The sequence below is a fragment of the Streptomyces sp. Xyl84 genome (assembly GCF_059731885.1).
The window spans coordinates 4,525,924-4,545,250 of sequence record NZ_AP029182.1 but is presented as its reverse complement, the minus strand read 5'-3'; the positions used below and the strand labels follow the sequence as shown (position 1 = coordinate 4,545,250).

The window sequence follows — 19,327 nt, the reverse complement described above, 5'->3', positions numbered from 1 at the left end:
GCCACCGACCCGGGTCACGAGCCGACCTCGGCCATCTGGGTCTCGAACCGCATCTGGGCGCGGTCCAGCACGTCGTCCGCGTCATGACCACGCGTCCGGAGCCAGTGGAGGAGGTCGGTGATGATGAAGATCGCCGCCTCCTCCCCCTCGGCGACGCTCAACCTCCCCGTGCGCGAGCGAGTCCGCGGGCCCGAGGCACCGTAGAGGTCGATCACGGCCTCGGCCCGGCTCACCCGGGCACCTCCGTCGTGACCTCCCGAGGGCAGCAGGACCGTCGCCAGTTCGCACCAGGTCACTTTCCGGTCAGCGAGGAGGCGGACGCCCCAGCGGTCGCTGATCGCCGCGACGAGCGCCATGCCCCGGCCGCCTTCCGACTCGGCGTCCGCGTCGACGAGGGTGGGCAGGGCGCGGCTGTCGGGATCGTGGACCTCGATGCGCAGGAACGTGCCGTTCATCAGTACCGCGAGGGTCGTCGGGGTGCCGGCGCCCACGTGACCGATGACGTTGGCCACGAGTTCACTCACACAGAGCTGCACCTCGTCCGCCAAGGCCTGCAACCCCCACGTCCCGAGGTGGTCCCGCACCTGGCGTCGCAGAGCCGCCACCTCCGCTTCCAGCGCCATGAACTCCACGATCCAGGGCGTTCGCACCATGCATGTTTCTGGGATCACTTCCGAACCCTCCAACGCCTTCCGGTCCGTACGGACGCCGAGCCGAGAACCGGTCCCGCAGCGGCCGTCCTCCTCCGCCAGAATGGCCGGCGCGCATCCCGCGGTGCAATGTGCACGGGGAGAATCCCACCATCGAGTGACTGGTGGCCGTCAGCGATGCCCCGGAGACTGAGGGCTGTTCGACACGAAGGGGGTCAGATGGCCGGATCACCGACGGCACGTCGCCGTCGTCTCTCCATCGAGCTGAAGAAGCTGCGGGAGAAGAACGCGTTGACCTGCGCACAGGTGGGCGCCGCTCTCGACTGGAGCGGCTCCAAGGTCAATCGGATGGAGACCGGCAGCGGGCGGATCCAGCCCTCCGACATCGATGCGCTGTGTCGCTTCTACGACACCGGCGACGAACTGCGGGAGTTCTTGAAGTCCCTGGCACGACAGGCCAAGACGCGCGGTTGGTGGCAGGTGCACGGCTCCGGCGTCCCGGAGTGGTTCTCCATCTACATCGGTCTCGAACAGGACGCCTCCACACTGCGGCAGTACCAGTGCGAGGTGCTGCCCGGACTCATGCAGATCGAGCCCTATGTGCGCGAACTGCACACGTGCGGCTCGTACCTGTCCCCCGAGGACATCGACCGTGCCGTGCGCGTGCGGTTGGAGCGACAGGCCATGCTGGCGAGCACAGGCGCCCCTGACTGCTGGTTCGTCGTGAGCGAAGCGGCCGTGCGCCGAGTCATCGGTGACCGGCAGGTGATGCGTGCGCAGTTGGAACGCGTTCTGGAGGCCGTGGAGCAGCCCAGCGTGACGCTGCAGGTGCTTCCCTTCGACGCCGGCACGAGCCCGACCACGGGATCCTTCACCATGTTGGGCTTCCCCGACCCGGAGGACCCGGACGTCGTGTACCGGGACGGAATCACCGATGCGATGTACTTGGAGGGTGAGCCGCATGTCCGCGAGTACACGCGTGCCTTCGACGAGTTGCGGGCAGCGGCCCTGAGTCCACGACGGACGACCCAGTTCATCAAGAACGCTGTGAAGGAGTACGCGCGATGAGCCTCACCCGTGGTGACGCCGCAAATCTGCGCTCATGGACCAAGTCGTCCTACAGCAACGGCGCGGGGGGCGAATGCCTCGAGTGTGCTCGTCACGGTGACCGGGTACTCCTCCGCGACACCAAGCTCGGCGCCTCCCACGTCGCGGCCGTCGGGGCTTCGGCGTGGGGAGCCTTCACGGTTGCGCTGCGCCGAGGGTGGTCCGAGCGCCTTTGATTCAAGCAGCGGGTCGAGGCGACCCCGGTTCGCCGCGGGACCCGGTCGTTCAGCGGCCCGGCGAAGGGTTCGGACCCGGTGGCCTGCCGGCAGTGGTCCGGGGGCGCCGGAACGTCTCCGCCGTCGCAGTGTTCGCGATGACCAGGACCGCCATCGCGACGGCCGCCGCCGGGTGGCCCGCGCCGTACACCGCCGCCGCGCCGCCGCCGAGGACCAGGGTCTTGACGAGGAGGACCAGGGGGAGGCCGGGGCGCAGGCGGGCCTTGGGGGCGGCGAAGAGGGACCACAGGGTGATGGCGAGGGCGGGGGTGCCGAGGCCCAGGAGGAAGGGCGTCGCGCCCTCGCCGGTGCGGAAGCCCCACCAGGCCAGGGCCGCCAGGGCGGCCAGTTCGAGGAGGAAGGCCAGGAGTTCGTTGGCCGCGTACCAGGGGCGCAGGCCGGCCGGTGCGGCCGCAGGCCGGGCAGGGTCGTTCCGCGTCATGCTGTCAGTCCCCCCTCGCGCGGCGGTCCTCCGTCTCGGCGGGCCGCTCGGGGACCGAGCATGGCACGGCGGGCGTCGAGGGTCACGTCGCAGCTTCCGCCCCGGCGGGCGGGCGGACCTCGGCCGCCTCGCGCCGGGTTCGCGAGGCGATGGCCAGGTCACGGTTGCCGACGCTCTCGCCCCGCCGGCCGGATCACCCCCTCCGGGGCGCCGGCGGACGCGGGCCGCGCAGTTCCGCGCGGCCGAACAGCAGGGCGTAGCCCGGGGGGAGCTGGGCGAGGACGTCCGTCAGGACGGGTGGGGGCAGGAGGTCCGCCAGGACAGTGAGGACCGTGCCCGTGTCCCAGCGGGCCGTCGCGGGGGTGGAGTTGTCGAGGCGGGACGCCACCGACTCGACGAACTCGCGGGCCGTCAGGGGGCGGACGACCGGGATCTGGGCGGCGATCACCCTGGCCGCCTCCTCGGGCAGGGCGCGGGCCAGGGCGACGCGTTCGTCGCCTGTCACATGGGTGCCGAGGGCGGACAGGACGGTGCGGGTGACGCGTTCCGCCTGCGCTCTCGTCGTGTATCCGCCCGCCTCGCGTACGCGGTCGGTCAGGGTCTGCCAGGTGCGGGACGTGGTGGCGGAGTCCGCCTCCGTCGGGGTCGTCAGGGTCCGGATGGGTGCCGCCGGCGCGGTCATCGTGTGGGGCCTCCTCCGCGTGGGTTGGCTCGCCGGGGTGGTGCGTGGCCGCGTCCCGTGAGCGGGACACGGGCTCACGGGACGCTTTTCTCACAGGGTCCGTCCGGCCGGGGTGGCCGGGGCGGGCCGGGCCGAGAGCGGCTCCTCAGCCGCTCAGCTGGCGGCGTTCGCTGCCGCCGGTGATCTGGATCTTGCGCGGCTTGGCCTGCTCGGCCACCGGGATGCGCAGCGTGAGGACGCCGGCCTCGTACGACGCGTCGATGCGTTCCGTGTCGAGGGTCTCGCCGAGGAACAGCTGGCGGGTGAAGGTGCCCGTGGGGCGTTCGGCGACGATCATCTCCGCGCCGTCGGCGGCCGGGGACTTCCGCTCGGCGTGGACGTTGAGCACGTTCCGTTCGACGTCGAGGTCGATGGTCTCGGGGTCGACCCCGGGGAGGTCGAAGTGGACGATGAAGTCGTCCCCCGACCGGTAGGCGTCCATGGCCATGGTGCCGGGACGGGCGGGGCCGAAGACCTGCTGCGCGAGTCGGTCGAATTCGCGGAAGGGATCCGAGCGCATGAGCATCACAGGTCACTCCTTTCCTGTGGCACTGGGTGCGATGCCCTACGCCTCTTTATATAACTCGCCGGACTAAAGTTGACAAGCCTCGACTCAGGTCAGGAACGCCCTCACCGCTTCGTACAGGCGTTCCGGCTGGTCCAGGTGGACGTCGTGGCCCGCGCCGGGGACCGTCAGCGGTGTGGTGCCGTGCGGGCGGCGGGCGTGCATCTCGGTGAACTCCACCTCGCGCATCGTGCCGTCGGCGCCCCTGACGACCAGCGCGGGGCAGGTGACCGCCTCCCACACGGGAACCCCGCGGTCCTGGGAGCGGGCACCGGCCCCGGCGGGTCGTCGTCCGGCCCTACCACCTGGGTTGCACGGATGAGGCGCGGCTACCGCTGTGGTTGCAGGAGGTTCAACCCTGTGCGGGACGCCGCCGGTAGGGGCCGGACAGTACGGTCGGGTCCGGTCGGCGGCGGGGCCGACGGGGGGCACCACCGCCCGTGAGGTCACGGACCTGGGCAACGGCCCCGCACGCACACCGGGATGTCATCGGATCGGAAACAGAGGGGGAACACCGTGTTCTTTCGTCCGTCGCGCTCGATCCTCGCGAGCGCCCTCGCCACCACGGCACTGCTCGGCGCGGTCACGGCCGTCACGCCCGCCGCCCACGCCGCCTCCTCCTCCGCGCAGGCGTACACCTGTCACATGTCCTACTCGGGCGGCAGGGCGTACGCGGGGCACTACAGCGGCAACACCGTCGTGCCGACGAGGACCTCGGTGTCGCAGGCGGGTGCAGAGGCCCAGTGCCTGCTCAAGAACTACGGCGCCGGCACGGTCGACGGCATATTCGGTGCCCGGTCGCAGGCCGCCATGCGCAACGCGCAGGAGGACATCAACGACTGGTACGGCCACCAGGTGACCGTGGACGGCATGCCGGGCCCCTCGTCCTGGCCCTGGCTGCGCAAGCTCATCTCCGACCAGCACCTGTGAGGCGGGCGCACTCCTGCGCGGTGACGCGCCGCCGGGGCAGGGACCGAGTGGCGCGCCCGGCCCCGGCCCCGGCGGCCCGCCGTACGGGCGGCACGCCGGGGGGCCTTCCGCGGCGGGACCGTGCCGAAGGGGGCCGTCGGCCCCGGGTCAGCCGAACATGCCCGGCTGGTAGTCGCCCGCCGGCTGCTGGATGACGACGTTCAGGCGGTTGTACGCGTTGATCAGGGCGATGAGGCCGACGAGGGCGGCGAGCTGGTCCTCGTCGTAGTGCTTGGTGGCGTTCTCCCAGACCTCGTCGCTGACACCGCCGGCCGCGTCCGCGATGCGGGTGCCCTGCTCGGCCAGTTCCAGGGCGGCGCGCTCGGCCTCCGTGAAGACCGTGGCCTCCCTCCACGCGGCGACCAGGTGGAGGCGCTGTGCCGTCTCACCGGCGTGCGCGGCGTCCTTGGTGTGCATGTCCGTGCAGAAACCGCAGCCGTTGATCTGGCTGGCGCGGATCTTCACCAGCTCCTGCGTCGCGGCCGGGAGCGTCGAGTCCGACAGGACCTTGCCCGCGGAGTTGATGTAGCGGAAGAACTTGCCGGCGACGGGGTTCTCGAAGAGGTTCAGGCGGGCTTCCATCGTGGGCTCCTTGGTCATCGTTGCTCGTCGTCATGCGGTTGCAGTGATACGACGGATCCGGGGCGCGGTGTGTGACAGGCCCGCGGATCCTGATGGTGTGACCTGGGTCTCACTCTGACCTGCTCGGGGCCGGTCCGCCCGCCAGCCGGGACGGGGGTTAGCCTCGGGGCGTTCGACGCGTGCGGCAGTCACGGCACGTGCGGGAGTCGGGGGAGACAGGGAGACAGTGATGGCGAGGATTCCTACGGCAGCGGTCGCCGCGACCGGGCTCGTCGGCGGCTACGGCGTGGCCCGCTGGACCAAGAAGCGGCAGCTGGGCGGGGCCGTGCTGGCCGTCGCCGGGGCCGCCGCCGCGCAGCAGTGGCGGCAGCGGGCGGGCGGGAAGGCGGCGGGCGCGCTCACCGCCGCCTACGTCGCCGCGTTCGCCGGGTCGCACCCGCTGGCCAAGAAGGTGGGCGCCTGGCCCGCCGTGTTCGGGGTCGCCGGGGCGGTCGCCGCCGCCTCCTGGGCCGTGGCCGACCGGCGCGGTTCGTAAGGGACACGCGCCCCCGCGCCGCCTGCCAGGGCTGTGACCGGCTCAGCCCCGCGTCGCCCGGAACGCCTTCCGGTACGCCCTCGGGCTGGTGCCCACCACCCTGCGGAAGCGCTCGCGGAAGGCCGTGGGCGAGCCGAAACCGGCCTGTTCGGCGATGCGTTCCACGGGGTCCGGCGTGGTCTCCAGCAGGTGCTGGGCGCGCCGCACCCGCGCGCGGTGCAGCCACTGCAACGGCGTCGTGCCGGTCTGCTCGCGGAAGCGGCGGTTGAGGGTGCGGGTGCTCATGCCGGCCCGGGCCGCGATCTCCTCCAGGGCGAGATCGCGGCCGCAGTGCTGCTCCAGCCAGCGCAGCACCGGCTCCAGGGTGGCGCCGGCGGGGGCGGGCGGCAGGTCGTGGACGATGAACTGCGCCTGGCCGCCCTCCCGTTCCAGCGGCATCACCGACAGGCGGGCGGCGTGCGCGGCGATCGCCGAGCCGTGGTCCATGCGGATCATGTGCAGGCACATGTCCAGGGCCGCGGCGGCGCCCGCCGAGGTCAGGAGCCGGCCGTTGTCGACGTAGAGGACGTTCGGGTCGACGGTCACCAGCGGGTACCGCTGAGCCAGCGCCCGCGCCGCGGTCCAGTGGGTCGTCGCGCGCAGGCCGTCCAGCAGGCCGGTGGCCGCGAGGAGGAAGGCGCCGACGCAGACCGAGGCGATGCGCGTGCCGTTCGCCGCCGCGGCGCGCAGCGCGTCCGCGACGCCCGGCGGGAGCGGGGCGGTGGGGTCGGCGACCCCGGGCACGACGATCGTGTCCGCCTCGGCGAGGGTGCTCAGGCCGTACGGCGCCCGGACGGTGAACGCGCCGCCGGCCGCCCGCACCTCCCGTTCCACCGAGCAGACCCGGGTCTCGTAGAGGGCCCGGCCGTCGGGCTGTCTGGCCCAGCCGAAGGTGTCGACGGGGGCGGAGAGGTCGAACGGGATCACCTGGTCCAGCGCCAGGACGGCCACGGTGTGCATGCCGGGAGCGTAGGCGGGCGCACCGAGGGCGGGCACTGGGGGTAGCCGGTGTCCCGCCGGGCCCGGCCCCCTCCCGTCCGCCTCCCCCGCCCCCGCACCGGCTCCCGTCCGGGTGTCCTGGCGGGAATCCGTCGGTACCTGGCATTCCTGCCGCTTCTTCCGGCTCACCGGCCCGTCTAGCGTCGGCGCGTGACCAAGTTCCTCCTCGCCGTGCACGTCCTGGCCGCGATCGTCGCCATCGGGCCCGTCACCGTCGCCGCCAGCATGTTCCCGCCCGCCGTCCGCCGCGCGCTGTCCTCGCCCGGTGATCCCCGGGCGGTGGAGACCGTACGACTGCTGCTGCGGATCTGCCAGGTCTACGCCGTCGTCGGCGTCGTCGTGCCCGTGTTCGGGTTCGCCACGGCGCGGAACATGGGCGTGCTGGGCGACACGTGGCTCCTCGTGTCCATCGCGCTGACCGCGCTCGCCGCGCTGGTGCTCGCCGCGCTGGTCCTGCCCCGCCAGGCGGCCCTCGTCGAAAGCCTCACCTCGGAGACCCTCACCACGGAGAACCTGACCGAGGAGAGCCTCACCGCAGAACGCCCCGCCGTGGAACGCCTCACCGCAGCAAGCCCCGCCTCGGCAACCCTCGTCGTCGTGAGCGGCACCGGGGCCACCGGCGAAGGCACGGGCGGGGGCGGCGGCACCGGCGCCGATCGCGCCACCGCCCGCGCCACCGCCCGACTGGCCATGTTCACCGGCCTGTTCAACCTGCTGTGGGCCACCGTCACCGTCCTGATGATCGTCAGGCCGGGCTCGACGACGGGGGCGTGACGTCGGGGCGGCCGTTGCCCGCGGACGGTCCGGTCTTCGCCGGGACGGCGGTCAGCGGCGTGGCGATGTCCTCCAGGGAACGGCGCTCGGCGTCGACCGCGAGGAAGGCGGCCACCAGGCCCGCCGCGCACATCAGCGCCGCGCCGATCGAGAAGGCGAGGACCGTGTCGCCGACCTTGCCGGTGCCCGTGAGGTCCGCGAAGAGCACCGGGCCGCTGATACCGCCGGCGGCGGTGCCGAGGGCGTAGAAGAACGCGATGGACATCGCCCGGGTCTCCATCGGGAAGATCTCCGAGACCGTCAGGTACGCGCTGGAGGCGCCGGCCGAGGCGAAGAACAGCACGGCGCACCAGCAGGCGGTCAGGGTGGTCGCGTCGAGCGCGCCGCGGTCGAACAGCCAGGCCGTGCCGAACAGCAGCAGGCCGGACAGCAGGTAGCTGGAGGAGATCATCACCCGGCGGCCGACCGTGTCGAAGAGCTTGCCGAGCAGCAGCGGGCCGAGGAAGTTGCCGACCGCGATGACGGCGAAGTAGTAGCCGGTGCGGTCGGAGGGGACGTCGAAGAACTTGGTCAGGATGGCGCCGAAGCCGAAGGTGATGGCGTTGTAGAGGAAGGCCTGGCCGATGAAGAGGGAGAAGCCGAGGACGGCCCGCTTGGGGTAGTGGGCGAAGACCGTGCGGCCGATCTCCAGGAAGGACACGGTGCGGCGCTGGTGGATGGTGATCTCGCCGTGCGGCTCCGGCAGCGGGCCGCCCGTCTCCGACTCGATCCGCTGTTCGATCCCGCTCACCACCTCCTCGGCCTCGCCGTCCTTGCCGTGGATCAGCAGCCAGCGCGGGCTCTCCGGCACGTGCCGCCGTACGAGCAGGATCACCAGGGCGAGGACGGCGCCGAGCGCGAACGTCAGCCGCCAGCCCACGTCGGCGGCGAGGAAGTGGGTGTTCAGCGCGAGGATGGACAGCAGCGAACCGCCGACCGCGCCCACCCAGAAACTGCCGTTGATGATCAGGTCGACCCGGCCGCGGTAGTTCGCGGGGATCAGCTCGTCGATCGCGGAGTTGATGGCCGCGTACTCGCCGCCGATGCCGAACCCGGTCAGGAAGCGGAAGAGGAAGAACCACCAGGCGTGGAAGGAGACGGCGGTCAGGGCGGTGGCCGCGAGATAGACCGCCAGGGTGATCATGAACAGCTTCCGGCGGCCGTAGCGGTCGGTCAGCCGTCCCCAGAACAGGGCGCCCACGCAGGCCCCGGCCACGTACAGCGCGGCGGCCACGCCGGTGACCTGCCCGGAGCTGATCGCCAGACCGCTGCCCGGCTCCGACAGGCGGCTGGCGATGTTGCCGACGACGGTGACTTCCAGCCCGTCCAGGATCCACACCGTGCCCAGGCCCACCACGATGGTCCAGTGCCAGCGCGACCACGGAAGACGGTCGAGTCTGGCGGGGATGTCGGTGGTCACGGTGCGGCCGGTGCCGTCACCTGCCGACCCTGCGGCGCTTGCGGCGTCTGCGGTGGCCATGGGCTCCCTCCTCGTCGAGCGGACCTCACTCCGGGTGCCCCCGAACCCATGGGATCACGCCCTGGCACCGGCCGCCTACGCTCCGAGGACGCGCGACACCGTGTAGATCAGCAGTCCCGCCAGCGACCCCACCACCGTGCCGTTGATCCGGATGAACTGCAGGTCACGGCCGATGTGCGCCTCGATCTTGCGCGTGGTGTGCTCGGCGTCCCAGCCCGCCACGGTGTCGGTGATCAGGGAGGTGATCTCCTTGCGGTACGTCGTCACCACGTACACCGCGGCACCCTCCACCCAGCGGTCCACCTTCCCCCGGGCCTTGGGGTCCTCGGCCATCCGGTTGCCCAGGGAGAGCAGGGAGGCCCGCACCCGCATCCGCAGTTCGCTGCGCTCGTCCTCCGCCGCGGAGACGATCATCGACCGTACGGCGGACCAGGCCGAGGCGATCAGGTCCTGGACCTCGCCGCGGCCCAGCACCTCGCTCTTGAGGCGTTCGACCCGGGCCCGGGTGTCGCTGTCGGACTGGAGGTCGGAGGCGAAGTCGGTGAGGAAGCGGTCCAGGGCGCCGCGCGCGGGATGGCTCGGCATGTCCCGCATCTCGGTGACGAAGCGCAGCAGCTCCTTGTAGACGCGCTCACCGACCTTCCGGTCGACGAACTTCGGGGTCCAGCCGGGCGCCCCGCCCTGCACGGCGTCCATCACGGAGTCGCCGTGCAGCACCAGCCAGTCGTGCGCCCGGTTGACGACCAGGTCGACGACGCGCCGGTGCCCGCCGTCGGCGACGATCTTCTCCAGCATCTTGCCGAGCCCGGGCGCGATCTCCTGCACCGCCGCCCGGCGCGTGATCGCCTCACCGACCACCGCCTGCACGTCGGAGTCGCGCAGCACCGTCAGCGCGCCGCGCAGCGCGGTGGCCAGCTCGGCGGTCACCCGGTCGGCGTGCTCCGGACGGGCGAGCCAGGCGCCCAGCCGGCCGCCGATGCCGACGGCGCGCAGCCGCTGCCGTACGACGTCCTCGGAGAGGAAGTTCTCCCCGACGAACTCGCCCAGCGAGACGCCGAGCTGGTCCTTCTTGGTGGGGATGATCGCGGTGTGCGGGATGGGCAGCCCGAGCGGGTGCCGGAAGAGGGCGGTGACCGCGAACCAGTCGGCGAGCGCACCGACCATGCCCGCCTCACTGGCCGCGGCGACGTACCCCGCCCAGGCACCGGCACCGGTGTGCTCGGCCCACTTGGCCAGGACGTACACCACCGCCACGAACAGCAGCAGCCCCGTCGCGGTGAGCTTCATCCGGCGCACACCGCGCCGGCGCTCCTCGTCGGCGGGACTGAACACGGTCATCGCGCGGCGGGGGGCCGCCGCGGCGTCCGCCGCTTCCGCGTCCGCCTGTGGCACCGCCGTCGTCGTTCGTTCCATCCGCTCCACCCGTTCCGTGTTCCCGCACCCGCCCCGCGCACGATTGCCCCCTCCTGACCTACTCCCGGGACGGAACAGGAGTTCCCGGCCTCACCCGGAAGGGGCGAGGGCGCGGGGAGCGACGGCGGCGCGGCGGAGCGGGCCTGCGAGGCGTGGCGGCGGCGAGGGCCTGCGGGGCAGGGGGAGAACGAGGGGCAGGAGGAGCAGGGAGAACCGGAGGAAGGGGCGAGCGGGCCTAGGTCCTGTCGTCACATTCCCGTCGTCCGCCCGGAGGGCGGGCCTCGCGGCGTCAGGTGCGTGCTCTCGGCGTACCGGGCCCTGACCCTCGTACTGGACGTACTCGGGTCTGGGCCCGGTGCGGCGAGAGTGCGTGCATGGCGTCGCGAGGCAGGCGGGAATTCGACGACAGAGCCTAGAAGTCCCGGTGCCCCCGGCCGTCCCGGCGCTGCTGCCGGCGTTCGCGGTGCCGCTCCCAGCGCTCCTCGTGCCGCTCGCGGTGCTGTTCCAGCCGCTCCTCGTGGCGTTCCCACTGCCGCTCCCAGCGCTCCTGACGCTCGTCGCGGCGGCCCGCCTGCAGCTCGCGGCGCTCGGCCCTGCGGTCCAGCTTCTCCTGGCGGCGCTCCTCCTTCTGCCGCTGGCGCTCGGCCCTGGTCAGCTTGCGCTCGACCCCGACACCGCCCCAGAAGGCGAAGCCCGTGACGATCACGCGCGGGGCGCCCGGCTCGCCCGGCACGCCCTCCTCGCGGTGGTCGAAGCCGCCCATGATGCCGATGCCGCGCACGACCACCTCGACACCGGGCGGCACGATCACCTGCGCGCCGCCCATGATCGCGATGCAGTTGATCTCGACCTCGCGGTCGGCGAAGTTCGCCTCGCGCAGGTCGATCTCGCCGCCGCCCCAGAAGGAGAAGCAGGTGAAGCGCTTGGGGACCGTCCACCGGCCCTTGCGCTGGAAGCCGGACATGACGGCGACGGCCCACGACGACGATCCCTCGCCGCCCGTGATCCGTCCCGCCCAACTCCCGTCCGCCGCGGGCTCCTTGCTGAGGGAGACGACCGGGGCGAGGGGGACCGCGCCCTGCCCGACCGGCAGGTCACGGGTGATCGGCGCCAGCTCGCCGTACGTGCGCGCCTGGTACGTCGCCTCCAGCCGCTCCTCGAACTCCGCCATGTCCAGGCGTCCTTCGGCGAGGGCGTCCCGCAGGACCTCGGCGACTCGTTCACGGTCGGCGTCGGAGGCGCGCAGTTCGGGGACGGGGTGCCCGGCGGGCGTCTCTCCTGGGGGCGGCACGGCGTCGGTCATGGGCAGCAGCCTACGAGTTCGCCGCGCGGGAGGCTACGAGCCCACGCGTTGCGCTCCGGTCTCGTACATCTTGGCGATCACGGCCTCGATGTCCGGCTCGCGCACCGACAGGTCCACCAGCGGGTAGCGGTCCGCGACCCGGGCCACCAGCGGCGCCGCCGACTCGCCCGCCGGGAACGCCAGCCACTGCCGCGGCCCCTCGACGCGGACTACGCGCGCGCCGGGCACGTCGACCGGCGGCAGTTCCCGCTCCAGGTCCACCACCAGGGTGCGTTCGCCCTCCCCCGCCTCGTGCAGGCCGGTCAGCGGCCCGTCGTACATCAGCCGGCCGTGGTCGATCACCATCACCCGCGAGCACAACTGCTCGATGTCCTGGAGGTCGTGGGTGGTCAGCAGGACCGTCGTGGCGCGCTCGGCGTTCAGGTCGCGCAGGAACTCACGGACCCTGGACTTGCTGACCACGTCCAGGCCGATGGTCGGCTCGTCCAGGTACAGCACCTCCGGGTCGTGCAGCAGGGCCGCCGCGATGTCGCCGCGCATCCGCTGCCCGAGGGAGAGCTGCCGTACCGGGACGTCCAGCAGGCCGGACAGTTCCAGGAGTTCCACGCAGCGGTCGAGGTTCTCGCGGTAACGGGCGTCGGGGATGCGGTACATGCGGTGCATCAGCCGGTAGGAGTCGATCAGCGGCAGGTCCCACCACAGGGTCGTCCGCTGCCCGAACACCACCCCGATGCGCCGCGCGAGCCGCGTCCGCTCGCGCGAGGGGTCGATGCCGGCGACCCGCAGCCGGCCGCCGCTCGGAGTGAGGATGCCGGTCAGCATCTTGATCGTCGTCGACTTGCCCGCACCGTTCGGGCCGATGTAGCCGACCATCTCGCCGCGCGCCACGGTGAAGGAGATCGAGTCGACCGCCCGCACCCGCCGCCGTTCCCGCTTCAGGAAGCCGGTCTTCTTGCGCACGTCGAAGACCTTCTCGACCCGGTCGAGTTCGATGAAGGCCCCGTCGGCCGTCCGCTCGGGGGCGCTGTCGAGCGCGCCGTCCGCTCCCCTGTCCATGTCCTGTCTCCCTCCGGCTTCAGCTTCCCGTACTCCGGTACGACCGCAGTCCCCCGCGCCAGGCCAGCCCCGCAAGCGCGCAGCACGCCACCGCCACCAGCGGCGGGGTGAACGCCGTCCACCACGGCAGCCCCAGCGGGTAGGGGCGTTCGAGCACATAGGCCGCGGGGACCCAGTTGACGAAGGCCAGCGGCAGGACGAACGTCACTCCCCGCACCAGCTCCCTGCCGAACACCGTCGGCGGGTACTCCAGCAGCGTGGTGCCGCCGTAGGTGAACGCGTTCTGCACCTCGGAGGCGTCCTGCGCCACGAACTGGAAGGCCGCGCCCGCCACGAAGACCGCGCAGAAGATGGCGCAGCCGCTCAGCACCATCACCGGCATCAGCAGCACCTTGGCCGCCGTCCAGTGCAGGTCCAGCGTGCCCAGGGCGTACCCCAGCACCAGGAGCCCCTGCGTGACCCGGCCCAGCCGGCGCAGCGCGAACCGGTCCGCGGCGACCTGCGCGAGGACCGGCGCCGGGCGGACCAGCAGCGTGTCCAGGGTGCCGTCGCGCACCCTCCGCCCCAGCCGGTCCATCGAGCCGATCGCGAGGTCGGCCAGCCCGAAGGACGTGCCGGACAGCCCGTAGAGGAAGGCGATCTCGGGCAGCGAGTAGCCGCCCAGCGCGTCCACGCGGGAGAACATCAGCAGGATCGCCACGAAGTCGAGCGCGGTCGCCGCGAAGTTCCCGAAGGTGGTCATCACGAAGGAGGCCCGGTAGGCCATCGTGGAACGCAGCCACATCGCGGCGATCATGCGGTAGGCGCGCAGACCGTCGGCGAGTCGCCCGCGGGACGGGGACGCAGACCGGGACGCGGGGTCCGTGGCGGGCGGGGCGGGGGCGGCGGCGGGCGGTACGACGTCCGGGTCGGCCGGAACGGAGCCCGGGGCGGCCGGTACGGCGTCCGGCGTGTCGCCGGTGAGGTCAGCCACCCTGGACCACCACCCGGCGCGTCGCCACCGTCTGCAGCAGCCGCCCCGCCCCCAGCAGCGCCACCGCCCACGCGCCCTGGAAGGCGTACGTGCGCAGCGGATCCGCGTGTCCCAGCAGGACGTCGGCCGGGGCCTGGAGAAGCGACGACCACGGCAGGACCCGTACGACCTCGCCGAGGGCGCCCGGGAAGACGTTCAGCGGCAGCAGCATCCCCGAGCAGAAGAGCCCCGCCAGCCACGCGATCTGCACGACCCCCGCGCCGTCGAGCAGCCAGAACGCGCTCAGCGCCACCAGGAACCGGATCCCGAAGCTCACCAGCATCGCCAGCGGCACCGCGCCGAGGAACGCCGCCCAGGTCACCGGGTCGGTGGGCAGCATGGCCGGGAAGACCAGCGCCCCGAACACGAAGGGCACCACCCCGCGGCCCATCAGCTGGAACACCGCCCGGCCCAGGTCCGCCGCGAGCCACCACAGCTGGAGGTCGGCCGGGCGGTGGAGGTCCGTGGCGATGTCCCCCGTACGGATGCGCTCCATCAGCTCGTCCTCGACCCCGCCCCCGCCGATCGCGAGCGTCGCCAGGAACGCCTGGCCCAGCCACACGTACGTCACCGCCTGGGAGTGGTCGTACCCTCCCAGATGCGGACGGGCGTCCCACAGCGCGAGGTAGGTGTACACGAGGATCAGGCCGAAGACCGTGTTCGTGAACACCCCGGCCGCCGTGGCCGCCCGATACGTCGCGTACCGTCTGAATCCGCCCGCCGCGACGGCCGCGTACAACCGTCCAGCGCCCACGTCACGCCCTCCAAGCTCCGCCGACACCGAAGCGCAGGAGCCTAGTGCGCGCGGAACGTGACGTGCCACGCATTTTCCGCGCGCCGGAAGTTCCGGAGCGCGGGAACGGAACGCGAGGTACGAGAGTCTTCATCCGGGGGCGCAGAAGACGCATGAGGACGTACGGGAACGTACGAGGCGAAACAGGAGTCCGTGCACGAGATGAGCGACGAGCCGCAGCCGAAGGCCGGGGCGCAGCAGCCAGGGACCGGCGCGCAGCCGCAGCCGGGAGGGCGACCGCCGTCGCGGCCCGGCCGGGAGCCGCAGGAACGGCCCGGCCCACGACCGGAGGCCGGGGCAGAGCGTCAGGGCCCCGGAGCGGGACGGGACTTCGGCACGGGGCCCGCCCGTGGTGCGGAGCCGGCCTCCGGCGCGGGGTCCGGCTCTGGTCCGGGGTCCGACTCCGGCACGGGGTCTGCCTCCGGCACGGGATCCGCCTCCGCTGCGGGATCCGCCTCCGGTGCCGCCAAGAGCCCCGGTGCGGGCCCGCGGTCGGGCGCGGGCGGTGCGGGAGCCGGTTCGCGGCCCGGCGCCGGTGACGCCGGTCGTCCGGGCGCCGCTCCGGTGCCGGACCCGGCACCGCTCTCGGCACCGGAGGCAGGGCGCGAACCCGTGCAGGAGTCCGGCCGGGAGCGGGAGCCGCAGGGCGCGCCGCGACGTCGTACGGCACCTCCCGCCTGGGCCGCGACCGGAGCCGGTGCCGGCGGACGCAGGGCACCGGCCGCCTCACCCGCCTCCTCCCCCGCCGCCGTGGCCACCGCGGCCCACGCCTCCGTCGCCGGCGGCGGCAACGCGGGCGCGGGCGGCGGCGGCACCTCGGGCCCCGGCGGCGAGGGCGGCAAGGGCAAACGCCCCAAGCGCCGGCGCACCGGCTGGCGGCGGGTCTTCCCCACCTGGCGCATGACGCTCGGCGCGTTCCTCACCCTCGTCCTGCTCGGCTTCGGCGCCTTCTTCCTCGGCTACTCGCTGGTCAAGATCCCGTCCGCCAACGCCCTCGCGGTCAAGCAGGCCAACGTCTACCTCTACGCCGACGGCACCGAGATCGCCCGCGACGGCGAGGTCAACCGCGAGAGCGTCCCGCTGGACCAGGTCTCCAAGGCCGCCCAGCACGCCGTGCTCGCCGCCGAGGACCGCGACTTCTACAGCGAGTCCGCCATCGACCCCAAGGCCATCGTCCGCGGCGGCTGGAACACCGTCACCGGCAAGGGCAAGCAGTCCGGCTCCACGATCACCCAGCAGTACGTCAAGAACTACTACCTGGGCCAGGAACAGACCGTCACCCGCAAGGTGAAGGAGTTCTTCATCTCGATCAAGCTGGACCGCAACAAGTCCAAGGACGAGATCTTCGAGGGCTACCTCAACACCAGCTTCTTCGGCCGCAACGCGTACGGCATCCAGGCCGCCGCCCAGGCGTACTACGGCGTGAAGGCCAAGGACCTCGACCCGGCCCGGGCCGCCTACCTCGCCGCGCTGGTCAACGCCCCCAGCGAGTACGACGTCTCCGCCCACCCGGAGAACAAGCAGGCCGCCGTCGCCCGCTGGAACTACGTCCTGGACGGCATGGTCAAGAAGGGCTGGCTCAGCCCCTCCGAACGGGCCGGCCTGAAGTTCCCGGAGCCCAAGTCCGCCACCGTCCCGACGAACATGGCCGGGCAGCGCGGCTACCTCGTGCGCGCGGTGAAGGACTACCTGGCCAAGAACAAGATCCTCGACGAGGACGAACTGGCGGCCGGCGGCTACCGCATCACCACCACCCTGCAGAAGAAGAAGCAGGACGCCTTCGTCAAGGCGGTCGACGACCAGCTGATGAACAAGCTGGACAAGAAGAACAACAAGACCGACACCTACGTCCGCGCCGGCGGCGCCGCGGTCGACCCGAAGACCGGGCAGGTCGTGGCGATGTACGGCGGCATCGACTACGTCAAGCAGTACACCAACAACGCCACCCGGCGGGACTTCCAGGTCGGCTCCACCTTCAAGCCGTTCGTCCTCACCTCCGCCGTGCAGAACGAGTCCACCACCCAGGACTCACGCCCCATCACCCCCAACACGCTCTACGACGGCACCGACAAGCGGCCCGTACAGGGCTGGAACGGCGGCCACTACGCCCCGGAGAACGAGGACCAGCAGTCCTACGGCGACATCACCGTCCGCGAGGCCACCGACAAGTCCGTCAACGCGGTGTACGCGCAGATGGCCGTCGACGTCGGCTCCGACAAGGTCAAGGACACCGCGCTCGCCCTCGGCCTCCCCTCCGACACCCCGGAGCTGATCGGCTCCCCGTCCATCGCGCTCGGCGTGGCCCAGGCCAGCGTCGTGGACATGGCCGAGGCGTACGCGACCCTCGCCAACCACGGCAAGCACGGCACGTACACGATCATCAAGAAGATCACCAAGGACGGCGCCGACGCGGTGGCCCTGCCGGCCCACGACAGCACCGTCTCGCAGGCCGTCAGCCGCGAGGCCGCCGACACCACCACCGCCGTGCTGCAGAGCGTCGTCCAGAACGGCACCGGTGCGCCCGCCCAGGCGATCGGCCGCCCGGCCGCCGCCAAGACGGGCACCGCCGAGAACGACCAGGCGGCCTGGTTCGCCGGCTACACACCCGACCTCGCCACCGTCGTCTCCGTCATGGGCCAGGACCCGGAGACCGCCGCGCACAAACCGCTCTACGGCGCCCTCGGCCTCGCCCGCGTCAACGGCAGCGGCCCGCCCGGCAGTATCTGGGCGCAGTTCATGGGCGACGCCCTCAAGGGCACCCCGGTCAGCGACTTCGACCTCCAGCTCCAGCCCGGCGCCGACCGGACCCAGGCACCGCCGAGCGACCCGGCGCAGACCAGCCCCGGCACCGGCACCGACGGCGGCGGTGACACGGCCGGCTCGGCCAGCCCCGGCCAGAACACGCAGGGCCAGAGCACCCAGGGCCAGGACCGGGGACAGACCGGCGGCACGCCCACCGACGGCGGCGGAACACCCACCGACGGCGGCGGCACCGGCGACACCCAGGGCGGCCCCGGCGGCGACACCGGCACCACGGACGGCACCGGCGGCACTCCGCCCACCGGCGGGGACACCCAGGGCGGCGGCACCCCCGGCGGCTCCGGCGGCGGAACGCCGACCACCGGGGACCCCACGGGAGGCGGCGGCGCGGGCGGCGACGGCGGCTCCGGGACCGGGACCAGCACGGGCCCGGGCGCGGGCGGCACCGGCACGGACACCGGCACGACGACGGGCACCGGCCACGGCCAGCACGTCACCGCCGCGCGGGGGCAGTAGCCCGCCCGCGGGGTCCCCGCGGGGCCCGGGCCAGAAGGCCTGAGCCCGGCGGGGACACCGGGCCGGTCACGCGTCCTCAGTGACCCGACGTGGCCTTCAGACCCACCACGGCCACCAGCAGCAGACAGACGAAGAAGATCCGGGCGGCGGTCACCGGCTCCCCCAGCACCACCATGCCGAGCACCGCCGCACCGGCCGCCCCGATGCCCACCCACACGCCGTAGGCGGTACCGATGGGCAGCGAACGGGCGGCGTAGGACAGCAACAGCATGCTCGCGACGATCCCCGCGCCGGTCAGGACGCTGGGCACCGGCCGCGTGAACCCCTCGCTGTACTTCATCCCGATCGACCAGCCCACTTCCAGCAGACCGGCGACGACAAGCAGAACCCAGGCCACGACGGGCACCTCCGCGAAGACGGCGACGCCGGGTGCTCGACCGGGCGTCACGACGGACATCAGGTGCGTCGTCTTTGCCTTCGACCCGGTACGGCGCGTCTCGTCGGGCTCCCTTCCGAGGTTAGCAAAGGAACGACAAAGGGACCGGTGACAAGGGTCACCGGCCCCTTTGGTTCCCTTCGAGCCGTCCTGTCAGAGGTACAGACCGGTGGAGTCCTCCGACCCCTCGAAACGGTCCGCGGCCACCGCGTGCAGATCCCGCTCGCGCATCAGCACGTACGCGGTGCCCCGCACCTCGACCTCCGCCCGGTCCTCCGGGTCGAACAGCACCCGGTCGCCCGGCTCCACGGTCCGCACGTTCTGACCGACCGCCACGACCTCCGCCCAGGCGAGGCGGCGGCCCACCGCCGCCGTCGCGGGAATCAGGATTCCGCCGCCCGACCGGCGCTCGCCCTCGCTCGTGTCCTGGCGGACGAGCACCCGGTCGTGCAGCATCCGGATGGGCAGCTTGTCCTCGTGGGGGCTGTGCTCGTTTCTGTTGGCGCTCACGCCTGAAACCTACCTGTTCGGGCCATGTCCGTAAGGAGGGGGTCAGCCGCGGCGCTTGCGCCCGCCGACGGCGAGCAGGCCGACGACCCCCACGGCGAGGAGCGCGACCGGCACGATCCGCTCCAGCCGGGGTGCGCCCGCCTCGTCCGTGAACTGCCCGCGCACCTCGCTCACCACCCGGTTGACCTGCACGTACGCCCGTCCGAGAGTGTGGTCGACGTGGGAGGCGACCTTGGCCCGGGCATCGCCGACGATGGTCTTCGGGTGCACGCGCACCCCGATCTCGTCGAGGGTCTCGGCCAGCGTCTCGCGGCGACGCCTGATGTCCGCCTCGATCTCAGCCGGGGTTCTGGTGTCCGCCGTGTCCGCCACCGTAGCGCCTCCGAAGTCAACTGATGCGTGTTCAGCACA

22 protein-coding genes and 1 riboswitch are annotated in these 19,327 nt (G+C 72.5%); of the genes, 6 read left to right on the top strand and 16 right to left on the bottom strand.

Annotated elements, in window-relative coordinates:
• Positions 1 to 14 precede the first annotated feature (14 nt).
• Positions 15 to 653: an ATP-binding protein gene (locus tag AC6I72_RS19795; RefSeq protein WP_498002374.1), complete on the bottom strand. Its 639-nt coding sequence runs from the start codon at positions 651 to 653 to the stop codon at positions 15 to 17.
• Between the two features lie 216 nt (positions 654 to 869).
• Between AC6I72_RS19795 and AC6I72_RS19790 the strand changes: the two genes are divergently transcribed.
• Together AC6I72_RS19790 and AC6I72_RS19785 are read left to right on the top strand one after the other, a co-directional pair.
• Positions 870 to 1,718: a helix-turn-helix domain-containing protein gene (locus AC6I72_RS19790; protein ID WP_498002372.1), complete on the top strand. Its 849-nt coding sequence runs from the start codon at positions 870 to 872 to the stop codon at positions 1,716 to 1,718.
• Entirely contained in the window at positions 1,715 to 1,933 is a 219-nt protein-coding gene (locus AC6I72_RS19785) for a DUF397 domain-containing protein (protein ID WP_498002371.1), read from the top strand. The genes AC6I72_RS19790 and AC6I72_RS19785 overlap by 4 nt, the downstream gene beginning before the upstream one ends.
• A gap of 49 nt (positions 1,934 to 1,982) precedes the next feature.
• Here the strand turns inward: AC6I72_RS19785 and AC6I72_RS19780 are convergent, their stop codons facing one another.
• The 4 genes from AC6I72_RS19780 to AC6I72_RS19765 all read right to left on the bottom strand — a co-directional run bounded on the left by AC6I72_RS19780 (position 1,983) and on the right by AC6I72_RS19765 (position 4,132).
• On the bottom strand, positions 1,983 to 2,414 hold the full coding sequence (locus tag AC6I72_RS19780) for a YrdB family protein (protein WP_498002369.1): 432 nt from the start codon (positions 2,412 to 2,414) through the stop codon (positions 1,983 to 1,985).
• Positions 2,415 to 2,607: 193 nt separating this feature from the next.
• Positions 2,608 to 3,096 (bottom strand): DUF2267 domain-containing protein, encoded by a 489-nt coding sequence (locus tag AC6I72_RS19775; RefSeq protein WP_498002367.1) that lies wholly within the window; start codon positions 3,094 to 3,096, stop codon positions 2,608 to 2,610.
• A 145-nt stretch (positions 3,097 to 3,241) separates the two neighbouring features.
• A complete protein-coding gene (locus tag AC6I72_RS19770; protein ID WP_498002365.1) occupies positions 3,242 to 3,661 on the bottom strand; it encodes an Hsp20/alpha crystallin family protein in 420 nt (139 codons plus the stop codon).
• Between the two features lie 87 nt (positions 3,662 to 3,748).
• Positions 3,749 to 4,132: an alpha/beta fold hydrolase gene (locus AC6I72_RS19765; protein ID WP_498004745.1), complete on the bottom strand. Its 384-nt coding sequence runs from the start codon at positions 4,130 to 4,132 to the stop codon at positions 3,749 to 3,751.
• Between the two features lie 84 nt (positions 4,133 to 4,216).
• Here AC6I72_RS19765 and AC6I72_RS19760 point away from each other — a divergent pair, with 84 nt between their 5' ends.
• Positions 4,217 to 4,630, top strand: a complete 414-nt coding sequence (locus AC6I72_RS19760; RefSeq protein WP_498002363.1) for a peptidoglycan-binding domain-containing protein — start codon at positions 4,217 to 4,219, stop codon at positions 4,628 to 4,630.
• Positions 4,631 to 4,777: 147 nt separating this feature from the next.
• On the opposite strand, the gene AC6I72_RS19755 is transcribed toward AC6I72_RS19760, so the two are convergent.
• A complete protein-coding gene (locus tag AC6I72_RS19755) occupies positions 4,778 to 5,251 on the bottom strand; it encodes a carboxymuconolactone decarboxylase family protein (RefSeq protein WP_037853255.1) in 474 nt (157 codons plus the stop codon).
• A 229-nt stretch (positions 5,252 to 5,480) separates the two neighbouring features.
• Between AC6I72_RS19755 and AC6I72_RS19750 the strand changes: the two genes are divergently transcribed.
• Complete coding sequence (locus tag AC6I72_RS19750; protein WP_037853258.1) at positions 5,481 to 5,786, top strand: hypothetical protein; 306 nt, start codon at positions 5,481 to 5,483, stop codon at positions 5,784 to 5,786.
• Positions 5,787 to 5,828: 42 nt separating this feature from the next.
• Here AC6I72_RS19750 and AC6I72_RS19745 read toward each other — a convergent pair whose 3' ends face one another.
• A complete protein-coding gene (locus AC6I72_RS19745; RefSeq protein ID WP_498002360.1) occupies positions 5,829 to 6,785 on the bottom strand; it encodes a GlxA family transcriptional regulator in 957 nt (318 codons plus the stop codon).
• A 189-nt stretch (positions 6,786 to 6,974) separates the two neighbouring features.
• Here AC6I72_RS19745 and AC6I72_RS19740 point away from each other — a divergent pair, with 189 nt between their 5' ends.
• Positions 6,975 to 7,598: a protease gene (locus tag AC6I72_RS19740; RefSeq protein WP_498002359.1), complete on the top strand. Its 624-nt coding sequence runs from the start codon at positions 6,975 to 6,977 to the stop codon at positions 7,596 to 7,598.
• Here AC6I72_RS19740 and AC6I72_RS19735 read toward each other — a convergent pair.
• The 6 genes from AC6I72_RS19735 to AC6I72_RS19710 form a co-directional block, all read right to left on the bottom strand.
• Positions 7,570 to 9,117 (bottom strand): MFS transporter, encoded by a 1,548-nt coding sequence (locus tag AC6I72_RS19735; protein WP_498002357.1) that lies wholly within the window; start codon positions 9,115 to 9,117, stop codon positions 7,570 to 7,572. The two genes, AC6I72_RS19740 and AC6I72_RS19735, sit on opposite strands and share 29 nt — an antisense overlap.
• A gap of 75 nt (positions 9,118 to 9,192) precedes the next feature.
• A complete protein-coding gene (locus AC6I72_RS19730; RefSeq protein WP_498002355.1) occupies positions 9,193 to 10,530 on the bottom strand; it encodes a DUF445 domain-containing protein in 1,338 nt (445 codons plus the stop codon).
• A gap of 412 nt (positions 10,531 to 10,942) precedes the next feature.
• A complete protein-coding gene (locus tag AC6I72_RS19725) occupies positions 10,943 to 11,833 on the bottom strand; it encodes a DUF1707 SHOCT-like domain-containing protein (protein WP_498002354.1) in 891 nt (296 codons plus the stop codon).
• 33 nt (positions 11,834 to 11,866) lie between these two features.
• Positions 11,867 to 12,889: an ABC transporter ATP-binding protein gene (locus tag AC6I72_RS19720; protein WP_498002353.1), complete on the bottom strand. Its 1,023-nt coding sequence runs from the start codon at positions 12,887 to 12,889 to the stop codon at positions 11,867 to 11,869.
• Between the two features lie 19 nt (positions 12,890 to 12,908).
• Positions 12,909 to 13,700: an ABC transporter permease gene (locus AC6I72_RS19715; RefSeq protein ID WP_498004744.1), complete on the bottom strand. Its 792-nt coding sequence runs from the start codon at positions 13,698 to 13,700 to the stop codon at positions 12,909 to 12,911.
• Positions 13,701 to 13,854: 154 nt separating this feature from the next.
• Positions 13,855 to 14,655, bottom strand: a complete 801-nt coding sequence (locus AC6I72_RS19710) for an ABC transporter permease (protein ID WP_498002352.1) — start codon at positions 14,653 to 14,655, stop codon at positions 13,855 to 13,857.
• A gap of 651 nt (positions 14,656 to 15,306) precedes the next feature.
• On the opposite strand from AC6I72_RS19710, the gene AC6I72_RS19705 reads away from it, so the two are divergent.
• The gene (locus AC6I72_RS19705) at positions 15,307 to 17,970 is read left to right on the top strand and encodes a transglycosylase domain-containing protein (protein WP_498002350.1); all 2,664 of its coding nucleotides are present in this window, start codon (positions 15,307 to 15,309) and stop codon (positions 17,968 to 17,970) included.
• Positions 17,971 to 18,046: 76 nt separating this feature from the next.
• Here the strand turns inward: AC6I72_RS19705 and AC6I72_RS19700 are convergent, their stop codons facing one another.
• The 3 genes from AC6I72_RS19700 to AC6I72_RS19690 all read right to left on the bottom strand — a co-directional run bounded on the left by AC6I72_RS19700 (position 18,047) and on the right by AC6I72_RS19690 (position 19,288).
• Positions 18,047 to 18,367 carry a DMT family transporter gene (locus AC6I72_RS19700; protein ID WP_360972607.1) on the bottom strand — a complete coding sequence of 107 codons (321 nt, stop codon included), beginning with the start codon at positions 18,365 to 18,367 and terminating at the stop codon, positions 18,047 to 18,049.
• Between the two features lie 62 nt (positions 18,368 to 18,429).
• Positions 18,430 to 18,493, bottom strand: a riboswitch (guanidine-III (ykkC-III) riboswitch).
• Between the two features lie 66 nt (positions 18,494 to 18,559).
• On the bottom strand, positions 18,560 to 18,916 hold the full coding sequence (locus AC6I72_RS19695; protein ID WP_037853273.1) for a GroES family chaperonin: 357 nt from the start codon (positions 18,914 to 18,916) through the stop codon (positions 18,560 to 18,562).
• A gap of 42 nt (positions 18,917 to 18,958) precedes the next feature.
• Positions 18,959 to 19,288 (bottom strand): DUF3618 domain-containing protein, encoded by a 330-nt coding sequence (locus AC6I72_RS19690; RefSeq protein WP_498002348.1) that lies wholly within the window; start codon positions 19,286 to 19,288, stop codon positions 18,959 to 18,961.
• Between the last annotated feature and the right edge of the window lie 39 nt (positions 19,289 to 19,327).

What these genes read in the sequence shown, in the direction of transcription:
- AC6I72_RS19735 (WP_498002357.1), bottom strand. Translation starts at nt 9,117, where the DNA reads ATGGCCACCGCAGACGCCGCAAGCGCCGCAGGGTCGGCAGGTGACGGC.
- AC6I72_RS19720 (WP_498002353.1), bottom strand. Translation starts at nt 12,889, where the DNA reads ATGGACAGGGGAGCGGACGGCGCGCTCGACAGCGCCCCCGAGCGGACG.
- AC6I72_RS19770 (WP_498002365.1), bottom strand. Translation starts at nt 3,661, where the DNA reads ATGCTCATGCGCTCGGATCCCTTCCGCGAATTCGACCGACTCGCGCAG.
- AC6I72_RS19780 (WP_498002369.1), bottom strand. Translation starts at nt 2,414, where the DNA reads ATGACGCGGAACGACCCTGCCCGGCCTGCGGCCGCACCGGCCGGCCTG.
- AC6I72_RS19750 (WP_037853258.1), top strand. Translation starts at nt 5,481, where the DNA reads ATGGCGAGGATTCCTACGGCAGCGGTCGCCGCGACCGGGCTCGTCGGC.
- AC6I72_RS19775 (WP_498002367.1), bottom strand. Translation starts at nt 3,096, where the DNA reads ATGACCGCGCCGGCGGCACCCATCCGGACCCTGACGACCCCGACGGAG.
- AC6I72_RS19725 (WP_498002354.1), bottom strand. Translation starts at nt 11,833, where the DNA reads ATGACCGACGCCGTGCCGCCCCCAGGAGAGACGCCCGCCGGGCACCCC.
- AC6I72_RS19785 (WP_498002371.1), top strand. Translation starts at nt 1,715, where the DNA reads ATGAGCCTCACCCGTGGTGACGCCGCAAATCTGCGCTCATGGACCAAG.
- AC6I72_RS19730 (WP_498002355.1), bottom strand. Translation starts at nt 10,530, where the DNA reads ATGGAACGAACGACGACGGCGGTGCCACAGGCGGACGCGGAAGCGGCG.
- AC6I72_RS19745 (WP_498002360.1), bottom strand. Translation starts at nt 6,785, where the DNA reads ATGCACACCGTGGCCGTCCTGGCGCTGGACCAGGTGATCCCGTTCGAC.
- AC6I72_RS19790 (WP_498002372.1), top strand. Translation starts at nt 870, where the DNA reads ATGGCCGGATCACCGACGGCACGTCGCCGTCGTCTCTCCATCGAGCTG.
- AC6I72_RS19755 (WP_037853255.1), bottom strand. Translation starts at nt 5,251, where the DNA reads ATGGAAGCCCGCCTGAACCTCTTCGAGAACCCCGTCGCCGGCAAGTTC.
- AC6I72_RS19795 (WP_498002374.1), bottom strand. Translation starts at nt 653, where the DNA reads ATGGTGCGAACGCCCTGGATCGTGGAGTTCATGGCGCTGGAAGCGGAG.